This window comes from Nocardia arizonensis (assembly GCF_001310275.1).
In the GTDB taxonomy this organism is placed as follows: Bacteria; Actinomycetota; Actinomycetes; order Mycobacteriales; family Mycobacteriaceae; genus Nocardia; species Nocardia arizonensis.
The window spans coordinates 87,396-102,735 of record NZ_LGYZ01000087.1; the positions used below are offsets into that span (position 1 = coordinate 87,396).

Consider the following 15,340-nt stretch of genomic DNA (forward strand, 5'->3'; position numbering starts at 1 on the left):
CGATAGTTGAATAGCGGAGTCATATCAGCAGGGCCAGCCGAACGATGGCAGCGACGCCAGCGGGCCACGCCCGCCCCAACGTGTTCTTTCTGTTCCCTGCGGGTAATCCTGGGGAGCCAGTTGGGTCGGATAGTGGCTTCTAGCTGGTAGTTTGCGGCATCGGGGTGGGTTGATTTGACTGACCCACCTAGCGACCCGCCAATGGACCCACCTAACGACCCACCTAACGATCTCCACGATCAGCCAGGCCGCGATAACGCGAGCTGCACCCCCCGTGGCGGCGATCTCCGACAACCCGAAGAAATTGCGAACATCCACCCGTTGTGCCGTGAAATTGCCGTACGGAATCCCATTCTCAATTGAATTCCACAAATAGCGATCAGATATCCGCAAACCCTACTGGGCTAATACCTTACCCGACGAACGCCGAGAAGCACGCACACCTTCTGGCTATTATTGCGTACCGTCAATACTTGGCGGCGGGTGTCGCCTCGAATTCCCGAGGCGGATGTTAGCCTTTGTCCCGCGCGGATTCCGCACTCGAGTCAGGCGAGAGACTTCCCCATCCTCGCCTCCGCCTCATCAGACGAGCTTTTACCTTAGACCCAGCGTTTCCGCCTATCTCATCTCGAGTGTTCGCCGAGGCGTTTTCTCGGCCATTACGCATCTCGGATAGAAGACTCCGGTTTCAGTGCCGGGCTTGTTTTTGGAGCCTTTCTGCAAGGTCTCGTGTTTCTGCGGTGGGTTCTTCTCCTATTTTGGAGAGTTTGTGTGCCAGGAGGCCGAGTGTGCGTTCGATGGCTGTGTGTTCGCCGAGGCGGGCGTGCAGGCGAAGGATGTCGCGCCACAGGAGTTCGTTGAGCGGGTCGTGGTCGAGGGCGGTTTCGAGGAGGTCCAGGGCGCGGCGTGGGTCCTGCTCGACCACGGTGGCGGCCAGGGCGCCGACCGCGGTGATGGTGTCGCGGCGGGCGGATTCCCGGATCGGTGCTACCCAGTCCGCTGTGAGATCTGCGGCCAGGATCCCTCGGCAGGAGGTGTCGATGATGTGGCGGCACGCTTCACCGCGCTCCGTGCCGTTGCCCGCGTGGCGGCGTTGACGTACCGCGCGAGCGAACTGCTGGTAGTCGGTGGCGATGATGGTGTGGTCGAGCTGATAGCGGATGTGGTCGCCGGCCAGAATCCGGGGCACCGTGCCGTCGGTCGCGTCTCTGATGGAGGCGGTGAGTCGGCTGATCGCGGTGTTGAGTGCGTTGACCGGTCGGCGGGGGCATCGTTCCCCCCACAGATCGGCGATCAGGGCCTCGCGGGAAATCCCTTCTGGGTGCAGGGTCAGCAGGGCCAGCAGTTCGCGGCTCCGGGGCTGCAAGTGGGTGGTGATGTCGACAACGCCGTCGTCGCGGTGCCAGCAGACACGTAGCGGCCCGAACACCTCGACTGCCAGGGTCGGCCCACCCGGTGCCGATTCGTTTGCCGTGGTGGCGACGGGGGTAGCATCACGCGCAACGGGCACTGTCTCCGTAGGGGGCTGGCCGGTCTCGGTGACCTCGAGACCGAGGTCGTCTACTGGGGATACGGCCGGGGCGGCGTCCTGGCCCGGGATTCGATCGGGAACTGGCTGGCGGGCTCGATACACCCGGGGCGAATCCGCCCGGATGCAGACCCCGAGACCGTGACGCCACCGGCCCGGTAACCGGGGCCACGGTGACGGTTGCCGGCCTAGAAGCGGATTCGAGTGTGCTGGGGTCAGTTGTGTGTGCAGTGCGGCGGCAACGACGCGGGCAGCCGCTGCGAGCCCGTTGCGTCCTCGGCGGGAGTATCGGGCGCCGGTCAGCAGCGCTTCGGCACCGAGGCGGTCGAGTGGAAGCCTGCCGAGCACCGGGACTCCGAGAGGCTCGGCGAACTCGCCCGTGCGATCCGAGCCGACCAGCAGCACCGCGCAGCGCCGACAGCCGGCGGTGACCTCGCGGACGCGCCGGCCGGCGCGGACGGGGTCGGCGAGGTCGCCACGGACCACGACGATCAGAACGTCGGCGCCAGCGGCGATCGGAGTGGCGGGCGAGGCCGGATCGGCGAGACCGCAGTCGGCGATGACCACCAGATCTGCCAGCCTTGGGACTGCGGCGGCGGGCATGCTCACCGGGGCCGTCAGCGTCGCTGCCATGGCATCGGCACTTGGAGGTGCGGCGAGGAACGGCACACCCGAACCCAGCGTCTGGACGTGCTCCCACAACTGTGTCGAAACCGGAGAATCTCCTGGTGACTGGGTGGTGGCAGCGGCAAGGCTGGCCAGTCCGCGGTGCGGGTCGGCGTCGGCGAGTCGCGCGAGTCGTCCCCCGGCAGGATCCGCCTCCACCACGACAGCGGGTTTCGTGCCCGGCCATGCGTTGGCGAGGGCGACCGCGGTAGTAGTCACTCCGGTGTGAGGATTCAGTCCGGTGAGTGCGATCAGCACGGTCACCGCCCCCTTTGGTTGTTGGTCGCCGATCCAATCGTCACGTTGGGTCGACGATGGGGTACAGGGATGGGGCCCGGCTACTCGGACACGATCGCGGTGATCACCGAGTGCCGGTCGAGTTGTGTGGTGGAGATCCGTTGCCGCCACACCCGTGGTGCCGCACCGGGCGGGGTGTCGGTGATCTCGACCGCGTACAAGCCGGGGTTCAACCGGCGGATCCGGGCACAGTAGGTGGTGCCCAGCGGCGCCGAGTCGATGCCGGCCTGGATGGTGGCGGCATCCGATATCGCGGCGTCGGCCGCGACGACTTCGCGAGCGAGTACGCCGTCGCGGGCGTGGTAGTAGGCGGCCTCGAACGCAGCAATTGCCGCTGCGCCGGTGGCCGGCCGTAGGGGGCGAGGCCCGGCTACGGCTTCGGTGGCCTCGATGGTTTCGGGACCACAAGCGGCGGTGCTCCCGGTGACGGTGAGTGCGTGTTCGAGGCCACCGGGAGAAAGCGAAAGCGCGACGGTGAGAGACATCGGCACGTCAACACCGTGGTCTACGCCGTCGATGCCGGAGATGAGCATGGTTGCCACCACCACGGTGGCAGCGACCACAGCGAGCATCACCACGCCGCCCAGGACGGCTCGCGCCCTACCCGGCCCGCCGGTGCGGTACTCGGAAGTCAGCCAGCGTCGATCTTCCGCGGTATCGGGTGCACCGGCGGAGGCCAGCCATTCGGCTATTTCGGTCGGCGGCGGCCCGTCGAGCACGATCTGCCGGTCATCGTTCGACTCGTCCTGGGGGTCGATTCTTCTCATCACCGATGCACCCCGCTTGGTCAGCCGAGCGCCGGCGGCCATTGCGCCAGCACGTCGTTGAGCACCTGCGCGGCCTGGGACTCGACCGTCTCGACCACGTCGGCGACAGGTTCGCTGACCACCACCGCCGTCACCTCTTCGACGATCGGCTGGGGTACCGCGGCCTCGACCTCCGCGACCACCACCGGGAGCGGCACAGGCTCAGTGCCGACACCTAGCGCAGCATCCACATCAGGGTCCGCCAGCCCAGCCTGATCCAAGACCTCGGCGGCCTCGGCGACCACGATGTCGTTCCAGTCGCGTTCCCGTTGCGCGACCTCGGATGACATCCCCTCTGGCCGCGGCACACTCACCCCACCGAAATGCAGCGAATCCTCGCCCACCACCGACGCCTGCACCTCGGCGTAACCGTCGCTGGTGCCCGGCTGCGGGTATACCTCGACCACTGGCTGCGCGGGTTCCACAGCCACCTGCGGCTCGATCGCCACCTGCGGCTCATAGCCCATTTCGGGCCGGGACACCGACGGGGGCTCCGACCACACGTGGGGTTCAGGAACTATCCGGGGCTCGGGAACGGCCTCCGGCTCGGGCAGGACCTGGGGTGCCGGTGAGATCGGGGCCGGCATCTGAGCGGGCGCCGGGGTATCGGTCTTCTCATCGGGAGTCGACCGGTCCGGCCCGACAGGAATGGTCCTGGTCCGCGGTTCCGGAACCACGGGGCCTACGACGCCCGCTTGTCCTGGCCGGGGGTCCGAGATCACTCCCGGCTGACCCACTGGACCCGCATGCGCAACCGGTGCTGCGAACACCGCCGCCGCCAACGGGACAAGCGCGGCCATCGCTAGACGATGCCCTGCACAGGCTCCGAATCCAGGTAGCCACCGATGCCTCCGAGACGAGTGCACCACCGGTCCGGTCGCCCCGATGACCCCACCGACCGCAGGACCGCGCAACGAGGTCCACAACGCCCCTGGATGCAAGGCGCAGGCGTGTACCACACGAACATCGACGCCTTGCCCGTCGAGGTAGTCGACAATGACCTCAGCACGGCCGATCACCGGGTCGGCCAACCGCGACGGCGCGACGACAACCACCACCGCAGCGTCGACCCCGTCCGGTCGGCACGCTGGAATGTCCTGGTCGAGCCGGAACACCGCCTCGCAACTCACCACTCGCCTGCCGCGCATCCAGATCACCCAGATCCCCACGGAGGAGCTACGGCCCCCTCCGGCAGCACGCGCTGCCGCCACCACCGCCGCGCCGGACACCGCAGCATCCGAACGGCTGTTCATCGATGTAGTCATGACTTACCTCGCTCTCTGCGTCGGTCACGACCCCGGGGCGGCCCCTCCTCCCACCAAGTCGTGAGATACACCACCCAAACTATGCACGTATCTCGAACTTTTCAAGAATAAAACAGTAACTTTTCTCTGGATGCCGAGGGATTTGGCTCCTGATGGCGACTTTTCCGAACTTTACGGGTACAGTTCTGCTCATGGGAGCCCACGACGAGTTCTTCGCCCGGATGGTGCGCGAGCGGCGTCAGCAGCTGGGCAATCTGACGATGCCGGAGGTGCACCAGCGCGGCGGACCAGCGGTCCCTGCCCAGCAGCGGGCCGACCGTTGCGAGCTGTCGGCCAATGTGCGGCCGAGTACCTTCGCCAAGTTCGACACCGGCCTCGGATGGCAGGAGGGCTCAGCGCGGGCCGCCTACTACGACCGTCGGCCACCGGTGCCGGTCGAGTCCGACACTCCCGCGTTCGAGCCAGGCGCATCCAGCATCAGCCTCAGCCTCGAACAGCTCCTGCCACTACTGGATGCCCAACGGTTTCTCCGAACCGCCCCCATCGCCGAGCTGCCGAACGCGATCGGCAAGCTCGATGATGCCATCAGCGGCATTGTCGGCCCGTTCGTCACGAGCGTCCTCGAAGCCAACCGTGGCACCCAAGTCCATCCGCTCGTCGAGATCGCCTTCGGCGAATCTCTCGCCGCGCCGGTTTCCCCAGATGACCCCGACGCCACGGAAAAGCTGTACCGGCGCTGGCTCATCGGACGGGCGGAAGATCTCGACGATGCCCTGCAGCAAGCATTCGAACAGCGCTTCCAGAAACGCAACCAGGACGCTGCGACCACATCTCGCGCGGTCGCTCCGAACTGAACGCCGGGCCTCACCCTGATAGGCCCGAAATGGCTGCGGTTCTGGCGAAATCCACAACACCCTGGGCACCGGGGTAGGCGTGTGCAAAGCTGTGTCCCGGGACTGACAACGAGCAGACAATACGGGGTGGTGATGGGCGGTTCCCACAATGACACCGGGTCGCCGGTGTCCGGCGATGCAGTCCGCAGGGCGGCGGCACCGTACTGCCTGCCGTTTCTGGCCATCTACGACATCTGGGTGATCCGGCTGAGCAACCGATTCGGGTGGCGGTGCCCCGCGGACACCATGCTCGCCCCATATCACCGCCACGCCGGCCGCCGCCACCTCGAAGTCGGACCCGGTTCAGGCTGGTATCCAGCCCACACCCGATTCCCCGACGACGCCGAGATCACGCTGACGGATCTGAACCGAACCTCCCTCGCCTACGCCGCCCGTCGACTGCGCAAGGCAGGACACACCGTGCACGAAACCGTCGCCAGTGTTCTCGAGCCAGTGCCCGCCCCGGCCGGAGCGGGTTACGACTCGATCGGCATCAACTTCGTTTTACACTGTGTCCCTGGCGATTTCACCGCGAAGGGTATTGCGTTCAGCCACCTTGCCCGGGTGCTCGCGGATGACGGCACGCTGTTCGGCTCCACCATCCTCGGAGACCACACACCGCACACCGGGTTCGGCCGGCTTCTCACCACCACCTACCGGCGCGTCGGCGCCTTCAACAACCGCCACGACACCCGGGCGGACCTCGCCGCAGCACTCGACGCGGCCTTCGGCGAGTATCACCTGACCGACATCGGAGACGTCACCCTGTTCACCGCCTCACAACCGCGTCGATAACCGCTCAGCGGTCGATCCGGAGCTGCCATCCTGGTGGACGGGCTCGGCTACCACGAGGTGCAGCGCGAGCACGAGCGGGGAGGAGCTCGAGATGGACGTGGCGTGGGATGTGCGGCGGCAGGTGATCGTCGAGGCCGCTGAACTCGCCTACCACCAGGGGCCGGACTTGGGCCCGTTCGAGTGTCTTGGTTGCTTCCAGCCGGCAGCAATCTGTCCACGGTGCGGCGCAGAGCTCGGCTCTGCCTTTATCGAACAGCTCGCAGCACCGCAGGTCGCCAGAGTGCGCCTCGAACTGGAACAGGATTTCGCTGCCCGAGAGAAAGCCATGGAGAACGACGTCCTGACACGGGTCCGCGCCGGGATGCGAAACGAGGTCAATCGGCTGCGGAACCAAGCGCAGCGAAGTAGCGAAACCGCGGCAACGGAGAAGCAGCGGGCTCAGGCCGCGACGGTCGCTCTGGCCGAGGCTCAGGAACAACTCGAGCAGATGCAGGCCGAGCAGTCGCGGATGCGAGATCAGATCGCTCGCAGTGAACGCAAACGGGCGCAGCAGGAGGCCGAACGGAAGTATCGTCCGGTGATTCTGGAGTACCAGAACCGGGAGAAGCGGGCGCTGGACCAGCTTGCTCTGGCTGAGAGCAAGATTTCGCCGGGGCCACCACCACAGCCGACGGGAGTCGCCTACCAGCACGCATTCGCTGAGGAACTGCAGCGCCGCTACCCCGAAGATGAGATTTCGGTGATTCGGAACGGTCAGAAGGGCGGTGATGTCCTCCAGATCGTGCGTGTCGACGGCCGAAGCTGGGGATCTATTTTGTGGGAGTGCAAGAGAACCAAGCACTTCAGCTCGGCGTGGATTCCTAAGCTTGTCCGTGATGTTGATCGTGATCACGCCGGTCTCGGAGTGCTCGTGAGCGCGTCGATGCCGGCCACGGTGGATGGTGTGGCAATCCGCGACGGCATCCTCCTGTGTGCCGCCGACCTGGCAACGTACATGTCCATTCCGTTGCGGCAGGCGGTGATCGACAACAAACGTCACGCGATTGCGGGCAAGGCCCGTCGTGGGCGTGCCGACCGGTTGCTCGAATACGTCGACCGGGGCGGGTTCTTCGCCCACCTGCAGCGGATCGTCCAAGACGCGCGCGAAACCCTGGCGACCGGGGCCAAGCTGCGAAATCAAGTACACGCTGCTCTCGCCAAGCTGGACCAGCACCAGCAGGACGTGCTCGACCGAATGTTCACCATGTTCGGCGAGCTCGACGCAGCCGGCGTCGCCGTCCCACCCGCTCTGCACTCAGAACATGTGACCGACCATCGGTCGGCCTCTCCCAACGGTGCACGAAAGGAGGGCCCGTCGACCCGACACCCGACATCGACGGCCTCCCGGACTCGAAACTGAATCCGGCGATATCTACTTGCTGAGACAGGTGGCCTGGACGGCGGGCACGCTTGATCGCAGGGTCGGCCGGTTAATGCGTCGTCAGATCCGTGCGGCGGTCGACTCGTACCCGCAGTCCGGCTGGTTTGAGGGTGATCTGCTCTGCGACGTCGAGGGTGTAGTCACCGTCGATGTGGATCTCGTACTGGTGGAGGACGTGGGCGAGAGTGAGCAGGACTTCGTGATTGGCGAATTGGCGGCCGATGCAGGCGCGGTGCCCGACCCCGAACGGCCTGTATACGCGACGGCGGTCCAGCTCACGCTGCCGCTGAGGGGCCCATCGGTCCGGGTCGAAACGTTCTGCGTCCGGACCCCAGGTTTCCGGGTCGCGGTGCGCATACCAGGTGAGCACGAATACCCAATCGCCTTGCTGGAAGCGGTATTTGCCGTCACCGATCGTGACCTCATGGCGCGCCTCGCGGAAATAACCGGGCGCGACCGGCCACAACCGCAACGTTTCATCGACCACCCGCCGCAGATACCGCAGCTTCGCGACGTCCTCGTAGCTGGTTATCGGCCGGTCGCGCCCCGGGAAATGGTCGTCGACCTCGGCGCGCGCTCGTGCCGCGACCTCGGGATTCTTCGCCAGCTCGTAGAGCGCGAAGGCCAGTGCGCCCGCGCTGGTCTCGTGGCCAGCGACCAGGAACGTCAGGATCTGGTTGCGGATATTGGTGGCATCGAGATGCTCGCCGGTGTCAGGGTCGGTGGTGGTGAGCATGCGGTCGAGCAAATCGTCGTGCTGGCCGACGGTGCCACTGGTCCGGCGTGCGGCGATCACGTCGTCGACGGTTCGGTGCATAAAGGCGATGTCGCGGCGATGCTGCCCGGCGGCGCGCCGTCCCAGGGTGTTCTGCAACAGCGGGGGGAGGTTGGCGTTGCGGTTGATGTAAGTCAGGCCGCGCAGCATGGCTTCGACGAAGGGGTGCGCTTGGCCGGGGGTGTAGGAGAACGAATCGAACGAGTAGCCGAACCCGGTGCGGGCGATGATTTCCAGGGTGAGCCGGTTCATTTCCTCCGCGATGTCGGCGATGTGGTGCGTGTCGCCCCAGGTGTCGAGCAATTCACCGATGGTGGCGGCCATCGTCTGGTGGTAGGAACGCATTGCTGTTTGGGTGAAGGCTGGCGCGAGGATGTTGTGTGCTGCCGACCAGGCCGGTTCGTCGTTGCGGGCGGTGAACAGTCCGTCCCGGGCGACTCGGCGCAGCTTGCGCAGGGGCACTCCGAGGTGCTTGGTCCAGTGGTGTTCGTCGTTGATTTCCGCGATGAGGTCGGCGCCGGAGACCACGATCATCGGCCAATTGGTGATGCGCCGCTCGAAGATCGGCCCCAGCCTTCGGGCATCCCGCCGCGATGTCTGGGTGGGTTTGGCCACGTTCATGGTGAACAGGTCACCGACGACAGGCAGCCTCCACCTCGGATGCGGCAATACTGCCGCCTCGTCCCTGCCGGTCCGGGGCGGACTCATCGCCATCACATCGTGCTCCTACTGGTCGAAGGTGTCGCGCACCGAGTGCTCAAGGGCGTTTCGATCGAGGCGATATGTCGGGCTGTCGGCCACACACCGGCCAGGTCCAGCAGTTCGTTCAGGTCGGTGGTCAAGTCTCGCGGACCGAGCCGAACCGGTTGGAGCCCGGGGCTGGGCTCGTCCTGCGGTGCTCGCCCGGCGTTCTTCTGGTCGATCGCCGCGAGAATTGCCACTGCATAGGACAGCATGCCCTCACGGTCAGGGCCGGCCGGGTATCTGGCTGTGGTGTAAGGCTTGAGGTGCAGGAGAGCGTCGCGGATCTCGACGATCATCCGGTGAAGCCGCAGCGCCGGTTCCACCCCGCCGCCATCTCCTGGTGGGGCGAGCACGATCTCGGGGACACTGGCGGTCAGGTCGCGCCACACGGGCTGCAGGCGGCGGCAATAGCGGCTGGTCCGGTCGTGTCCGGTTCTTATGAGGATTGTGCTCACCAACGGCACTGCTACTGCAGCAGACGCGACAACATTGGCCAAGAAAAAGGTCCAGCCTTTGCTGCTCATATCCGGGTCCGCAGACGGTTGGTTCTGCACGACGGCGAACCCGGTCTGGAATGGAATTGCGAGCGAACTGAGCCCGAGTCCGGCGGCGAGAACAAGTACACCCAGGTACAGCACACGCTCGCGCAGGAACGCGTCGCTGCGCAACTCGCGGAAGCTGATGCGGGCGATTACCCATGCGGTGATTCCGAGCGGCAGATAGAACGCCACCCACGCGATCACCGCCGGCCAGCCCAATGCCTCGTCGATCAGCTGATCGGCACGGCGCGCGGGGGTGCCGGCGATCAGGATCACCGCGGACGCCGAGAGGGCGACGAGGTCATAAACGCGCTGTCGACGCCAGGTATCTGCAGGGTCCGCTCCGTCCCACAATTTCGCAATGCCATAGATATAGGAGACCGATACCAGGATTGCCCCGAACGAAGCTTGGCGGCACAGCTGCACCATCTCGGCATCACCGACGAACCACACGAGGCGCGCGGCCAGGTCTTCGGCCCACGCTTCCCGCATCAGTAGTCCCGCAATCGCTGCCAGCAGAGCCCGGTTGATCAGCCGATCGACGACCTTGTCGCCCAGCAGCCACCACCGTCCGGCGGTGATCGCGGTGACAGCGAACAGCACGGGCCAGGCCAGTAGGCCGGGAATCGGCGAGGTCATCGGTGCCGCCCGAGGAAGAAGGTGGATCGGAACGGCGAGGGTCGTCGCCGCGGCAAGGTCGCCTCGACCATCACCAACCCGGCGAATGATTCGGCAGCCTGTTCGCGGGCGGTCCCATAGTCCCGGCGCCAGAGAACGCTGCGGATCGACGCCGGATCCAGTAAGGGCATCAATGTCTGCAACGGCAGTACATCACCGTCGGGCTCCGGAGTGGACGAGCCATGTCCCAGGAGCATGTGCCCGATCTCGTGGGCGATGATGTGTCCAGCGTGCCATTCGGTTTCGGCCCCGACCATGATGATGTCGTCGTACTCCCGAGCGATCCACAACCCGCTACCGGTCCCGCACCCGGCTCCCGACAACGCATTCGCGTCGATGGGGCACACCGTGATCGGCCGTTGCCGATACTCCGCGACCCGCTTCACGTACTCGTTCGGATCCCACGGCCATGGCACCGGCACGATCCGTGCGGTCTCCTGGACATGTACTGCCGTGTCGTTCATTGCTATTCATCCCTCCCGGTGGCGTCGCGTGTGCGGCGATCTCCTTCGCATTCGGCGTTGTGTCGGTAAAGCACGGCCCGGTCCCTCTGGTCAGGCTGCGCTGTGGTCTGGAGGCGCGAGCCTGGACAGCTCGCGAGTCAAAGCGGTGATATCGATGTCGTTGCCGCGCAACGCCATATGCCTGACGCCGGCATCGCGTGCCGCCGATAGCAACCGCAACTGGCGGTCGACGGGGCGAGCCTCGTCAGAGGTACCGGTGAGATACACCGGCAGGACGTGGAAGTGCTGGGCAATGGCCTGCAGCACCGTGGGGTCGACTCCACCGCTCGTGCTGCCGGTCCGCAGCGCGATGATTTCCTCGGCAAGTATGGTCTCGCCGACGATGGCGCTGACACTGCGAGCGACATCTGCCGGGTCTTGCTCGGGTTCCGTGCGAGGGTGGAACGTGCTGAACAGCCGGTTCACCCTCGTCGGCAACTCGATGATCTCGTCGGCCATTGTGGCTGACTGCCGTTGATCAATGGGCGAGCTTTTCATCGGTACCCTCCCTGGTTGCCTGGATGAGACCACGCTCGGTCCGCAGGACTCGAGCGCTCATCCGGCGTCCGTCAGAGACTGGTACCGGGAATCAGAACTTCGCCATCATAACAAACGCCTATCCGAGGTGGTAGGTGTTCACATTCCGTCAGCTCGGGAGCGGGTCCGGCTGTTCTGGATCGTCAAGCCCGGGATGCCCTGCATCTGTGGGGGCCACCGGGTCGGGTTCGTCGGAGTGCCCTGTCACCCGCAGTTGCAGCACGGCAAGCGCGGGACCCGCGTCAGAGGTTCCGACTATGGCACCGGAGCCGTCAACGACAACCCATCCACCCCCGCGGCGCCTCAACCGCACATCGTGCACTTCAGCGGATTCGGCTTTGCCGGTGAACACGTCGGCGGCGGCGGCGAAGATGCGTTTCACGTCGTCAGGGTGTGGGGTGTCGCGTTGGTCGACCTGCCCTTTCCACTGGACGTCGGGTAGCGGATCGGTGATCCAGCGGATCAACCGCATCTTGGCGATGTCGACCAGCACCATATGGACCTGCGATATGCGCGGTATCGCGGCCAGTGCCGCTGCCTCCAAGCTCATCCCGGCCATCGGAGTCGAGGTTTCGAACAGCAGTCCACGCCACTTCGCTGGAGGCTGTGGGGGCGTGCCAGCGGCCATGACGACATGACCCGGCCTGTTGTTCTTGCCGACTGTTACGGTGACCGCACCGCTCCAGCTGTCACCCGGTTGTGACGACAGCAGCGCCCTGATCAGTGAAAGCCCGTCTGCTGGTTCGACGAAGCGGAAGATTTCTGGTGCCGTGAGTTGCGAGCGCGGCGTCCCGCCGGTCAGCGCCGCCGGAAATTCCGCGAGCCGCAGGTGGGAGTCCCAGGTGAACGCGAAGGCCGACACCGGCCGCTGCTGTGGTTGGGTCCCATCGGGACCCAACCACACATGCGCGCCGTGGAGCGCATTGTCCGGCCCGATCACCGGCACGAGACGGGCGCTGACCGTGTGACCGTTGCGCAGGACGCGATGCGTGGCCGCCGCTTCGGGATGCGACCGCATGTCGGCGATCAGCGCTTCCAGCCATTGTGCAGCCTCGTGCCCTGGGGCTTTGCCGATTCCCAGCTGGTCGGTGACGGCTCGCTCGAAGGAGGTTCGATCTCGGGCTTCGTGATCGCGCGCAACGACGGTGAGCCGACCCGGCTCCAAGGTTTCGATGAGCGTCCATCCGCTTTTCGGCATCGCGTCGATCTCCGAGGTCGCTGATCCTTCCTGGTTGAATCTTTCAACGATCTTAGAACAGCGCGCCGCAACGGTGCTCGAACCGCAGGTCACGCGGTGGATACGGAAAGTTCCGCGAGGGCATAGGTGAGCCACGACGGCCGCAACAGATACTGCTCGCGCGGCTTGACCGGTTTCAGTACCGGGTACTTCTCCAAGACCGCGCGGGCGACATGGACGGCTTGCATCTCCGCCAAGGCGGCACCGATACAGAAATGTCGACCGTGTCCGAATACCAGGTCGTGACGTTCCCGCCGGGCGGGGTCGAGATGAGCCGACCGCAGGGACAAGATCACGGTGTGTCCTCGGGGGATTCGGATTCCGTTGACATCGATGTCGGTCAGCGGGAACCGGCGCAGCGCATAGTTCACCGGCGCCACGGCACCCATCACCTTGCGCACCAGCCGGGCGAACTCCGGCGGTGACCCCAGTAACTCGCGCGCCTCCTCGCAGCGGTACCGGACCAGTTCATCCAGCACCGCAGACGTCAGCGAGGTGACGTTCTCGAATCCGCCGATGATCACGGCAAACGCCAAACTGATCAACTCGTCCTCACTGAGACGGTCCTGCCCGTCGCGGGCTGAGAGCCAGCGCGAGAGCAGATCATCGCCAGGATCGCGCCTCTTGTCGTCGATCACCCCGGCCACCAGCATCAACATCGTCCCCATCGCACCCTGCACCGCCGCGCCGTGCGTCGATGTGTCGATCAAGAACAGAGGCCGGGCCGCTGCACGGAAGGCATCGAGCTTGTCGGCGGGCAACCCGAGCAAGGTGCCGATCACCTGCGGCGGCAACGGCTCGCACAGCCCGCCCATCAAGTCGATATCGCCAGTCGCCGGCAATGCGTCGACCAACTCCGTCACGGCAGCCCGCACCACCTGTTCCTGTGAGGCGTGATGTGCGGGCGCGAACGCCTCGGCCGCCAGTTTCCGTACACGTCGATGCTGCTCCCCATCGATATTGAGCAGGTTCGCCTCCAATGCCGCGGGCAGGTTCTGGCCTCGGAAGCCGGTGGTGGAGTCGGCCTTGGCCGCCGACATCCGGGGATCGGCCAGTAGTGTGGTCACCGCGTCCCATCCGGTGACCACCCACACCGGTGACCCGTCCGGTAGCTCGGCCTCGTGCACACCGGGTTCACTGGTTCTGAGATCCTCGTGAAGTTCGTCGACCGCATGAATTCCCGCCGTGAACGGGCACCGCCCCATCTTCATACCCATCAGTGTGCCAACCCATCAGGAGTCCGCCGTGCCGATCACCACCCGTGCCGCCACCACCGCGGACATCACCGACTGCGCCCAGGTACTCGCCGACGCCTTCCGCGACGACCCGCTCATGAGCGCGATCTGGCCCAACCCGCAGCAGCGCCACCGCGCCCTGCCCAGGTACTTCACCGCCTCCCTGCGCCACTTCCACCTCCCCGGCGGAGGAGTTCGCGTCGCCACCGACCCCGACGGAGTCATCCGCTCAGTCGCCGTCTGGGACCCACCCGCCCGATGGGACCAACCCGTCAGCACCACCCTGCGTGCCGCACCCGACCTTCTGCCCGCCCTCACCAGCCGCACATTCGCTGCGATCACCGTCCGGCGCACCCTCGATCGACACCACCCCCACCAGCCCGAACATTGGTACCTAGCCAACATCGGAACCTCACCCGCACACCAAGGGCACGGCTACGCGACACGCCTGATCACCGATCGCCTGACATCGGCTCCCGCCACCCCTGCCTACCTCGTATGCACCCGGGAAGACAACACCCCCTACTACCAGCGACTGGGGTTCGCGACCACTGAAAGCTTCCATCTACCAGTAGGTGCCAGGCCCACCATGTGGGCCATGACCATCAACATGTGAAGCCGCCAGCCCCGGAATCGGGGCGAGAAGACAACTAGCCAGCCGGAGAAGCCGATTGCCCGATGCGAGGCGCCGGGCTGATATCGAGCGCCTCGAGCCTGGCCACGCCTACGGTTGCCGCTCAAGGCCGCAACCATCACACAGCCCTGCGGACCCGCGCCGAGGTGTGCTTCGATCGCCGCGACGCAGGGCCTCCGGGCATGCCACTACGTCGAATCCGGCCGTTCCACCGGCCGTCGGTGGAGTGGTTTACGGGGGTTGGTGTGTCCAATCCGGGGCCGAAAACGAGGAGTTACCCGTAGAGGCCGCCTCGGCACCGCCTTGGTGCCGGTGGACAGATCTGGACACTGGAGGACCACCGTGAACCGACCCGACCCCCATATCGGAGTGAACCTGCCATCGGGGCACGACCCGATCGACTCGTCGACCGAAGCCGCTGTCGAGCCCGTGCCTGCGGAAACCGATGAGCCACGCCCGGATAAGCATCCGGCCGGTCGGGTCGAACATCGGGATAGCCAGGCGAAGCCACGGGCGCAGCGCGTTTCTGTACGTGACACCCGCCGAGACCCGCCCGATACCCGCAAGCTTGCCCGCCTGCTGTCCAGCCTCTTGACCACGGCAGAAGAGTCACGCAATGAAGACGCGGCACAACCTCCGAAGAATTCATCAATCCTGGATGAAACTACAGAATTCAACTCCAACAAAAAGGCCGCCTGAAATCCCCCGATTCACAAATTTGATAGATCTCGAATTAACGACCACAGAATTAAGGACCACAAGGAATATAACACCCTCTGTCGAATCAT

The 15,340-nt window shown here is 65.4% G+C and carries 15 protein-coding genes; 6 read left to right on the forward strand and 9 right to left on the reverse strand.

Features of this window, described 5'->3' with window-relative positions; genetic code table 11:
• Positions 1 to 688: 688 nt before the first annotated feature.
• From APZ21_RS20140 to APZ21_RS20150, 3 genes are all read right to left on the reverse strand, one after another.
• Complete coding sequence (locus tag APZ21_RS20140) at positions 689 to 2,458, reverse strand: BTAD domain-containing putative transcriptional regulator (protein ID WP_054814851.1); 1,770 nt, start codon at positions 2,456 to 2,458, stop codon at positions 689 to 691.
• 74 nt (positions 2,459 to 2,532) lie between these two features.
• The gene (locus APZ21_RS20145; RefSeq protein WP_138456829.1) at positions 2,533 to 3,258 is read right to left on the reverse strand and encodes a DUF8176 domain-containing protein; all 726 of its coding nucleotides are present in this window, start codon (positions 3,256 to 3,258) and stop codon (positions 2,533 to 2,535) included.
• A gap of 20 nt (positions 3,259 to 3,278) precedes the next feature.
• Positions 3,279 to 3,746: a hypothetical protein gene (locus APZ21_RS20150; protein ID WP_147265984.1), complete on the reverse strand. Its 468-nt coding sequence runs from the start codon at positions 3,744 to 3,746 to the stop codon at positions 3,279 to 3,281.
• Between the two features lie 547 nt (positions 3,747 to 4,293).
• Here APZ21_RS20150 and APZ21_RS20155 point away from each other — a divergent pair.
• The 4 genes from APZ21_RS20155 (at position 4,294) to APZ21_RS20170 (ending at position 7,649) form a co-directional block, all read left to right on the forward strand.
• On the forward strand, positions 4,294 to 4,626 hold the full coding sequence (locus APZ21_RS20155) for a hypothetical protein (protein WP_043735745.1): 333 nt from the start codon (positions 4,294 to 4,296) through the stop codon (positions 4,624 to 4,626).
• Positions 4,627 to 4,753: 127 nt separating this feature from the next.
• Positions 4,754 to 5,416, forward strand: a complete 663-nt coding sequence (locus APZ21_RS20160; protein WP_043735744.1) for a hypothetical protein — start codon at positions 4,754 to 4,756, stop codon at positions 5,414 to 5,416.
• A gap of 285 nt (positions 5,417 to 5,701) precedes the next feature.
• Positions 5,702 to 6,250: a class I SAM-dependent methyltransferase gene (locus APZ21_RS20165; RefSeq protein WP_232111128.1), complete on the forward strand. Its 549-nt coding sequence runs from the start codon at positions 5,702 to 5,704 to the stop codon at positions 6,248 to 6,250.
• A 91-nt stretch (positions 6,251 to 6,341) separates the two neighbouring features.
• Positions 6,342 to 7,649, forward strand: coding sequence for a DUF2130 domain-containing protein (locus tag APZ21_RS20170; protein WP_054814853.1), 1,308 nt, complete (start codon positions 6,342 to 6,344; stop codon positions 7,647 to 7,649).
• Positions 7,650 to 7,719: 70 nt separating this feature from the next.
• Here the strand turns inward: APZ21_RS20170 and APZ21_RS20175 are convergent, their stop codons facing one another.
• From APZ21_RS20175 to APZ21_RS20200, 6 genes are all read right to left on the reverse strand, one after another.
• Positions 7,720 to 9,153, reverse strand: a complete 1,434-nt coding sequence (locus tag APZ21_RS20175; RefSeq protein WP_086007582.1) for a cytochrome P450 — start codon at positions 9,151 to 9,153, stop codon at positions 7,720 to 7,722.
• A 5-nt stretch (positions 9,154 to 9,158) separates the two neighbouring features.
• Positions 9,159 to 10,367, reverse strand: a complete 1,209-nt coding sequence (locus APZ21_RS20180) for an MAB_1171c family putative transporter (RefSeq protein WP_043735742.1) — start codon at positions 10,365 to 10,367, stop codon at positions 9,159 to 9,161.
• Positions 10,364 to 10,870 (reverse strand): hypothetical protein, encoded by a 507-nt coding sequence (locus APZ21_RS20185; RefSeq protein WP_043735740.1) that lies wholly within the window; start codon positions 10,868 to 10,870, stop codon positions 10,364 to 10,366. The genes APZ21_RS20180 and APZ21_RS20185 overlap by 4 nt, the downstream gene beginning before the upstream one ends.
• A 90-nt stretch (positions 10,871 to 10,960) precedes the next feature.
• On the reverse strand, positions 10,961 to 11,368 hold the full coding sequence (locus APZ21_RS20190) for a hypothetical protein (protein ID WP_043735738.1): 408 nt from the start codon (positions 11,366 to 11,368) through the stop codon (positions 10,961 to 10,963).
• A gap of 187 nt (positions 11,369 to 11,555) precedes the next feature.
• The gene (locus APZ21_RS20195) at positions 11,556 to 12,737 is read right to left on the reverse strand and encodes a GAF domain-containing protein (protein ID WP_138456825.1); all 1,182 of its coding nucleotides are present in this window, start codon (positions 12,735 to 12,737) and stop codon (positions 11,556 to 11,558) included.
• Complete coding sequence (locus APZ21_RS20200) at positions 12,734 to 13,723, reverse strand: cytochrome P450 family protein (protein WP_156371219.1); 990 nt, start codon at positions 13,721 to 13,723, stop codon at positions 12,734 to 12,736. Before APZ21_RS20200 ends, APZ21_RS20195 begins: the two co-directional genes overlap by 4 nt.
• 205 nt (positions 13,724 to 13,928) lie before the next feature.
• On the opposite strand from APZ21_RS20200, the gene APZ21_RS20205 reads away from it, so the two are divergent.
• Both APZ21_RS20205 and APZ21_RS34245 read left to right on the forward strand, forming a co-directional pair.
• Positions 13,929 to 14,534: a GNAT family N-acetyltransferase gene (locus APZ21_RS20205; RefSeq protein WP_232110912.1), complete on the forward strand. Its 606-nt coding sequence runs from the start codon at positions 13,929 to 13,931 to the stop codon at positions 14,532 to 14,534.
• Positions 14,535 to 14,894: 360 nt separating this feature from the next.
• Positions 14,895 to 15,251: a hypothetical protein gene (locus APZ21_RS34245; RefSeq protein ID WP_068049976.1), complete on the forward strand. Its 357-nt coding sequence runs from the start codon at positions 14,895 to 14,897 to the stop codon at positions 15,249 to 15,251.
• Positions 15,252 to 15,340 lie beyond the last annotated feature (89 nt).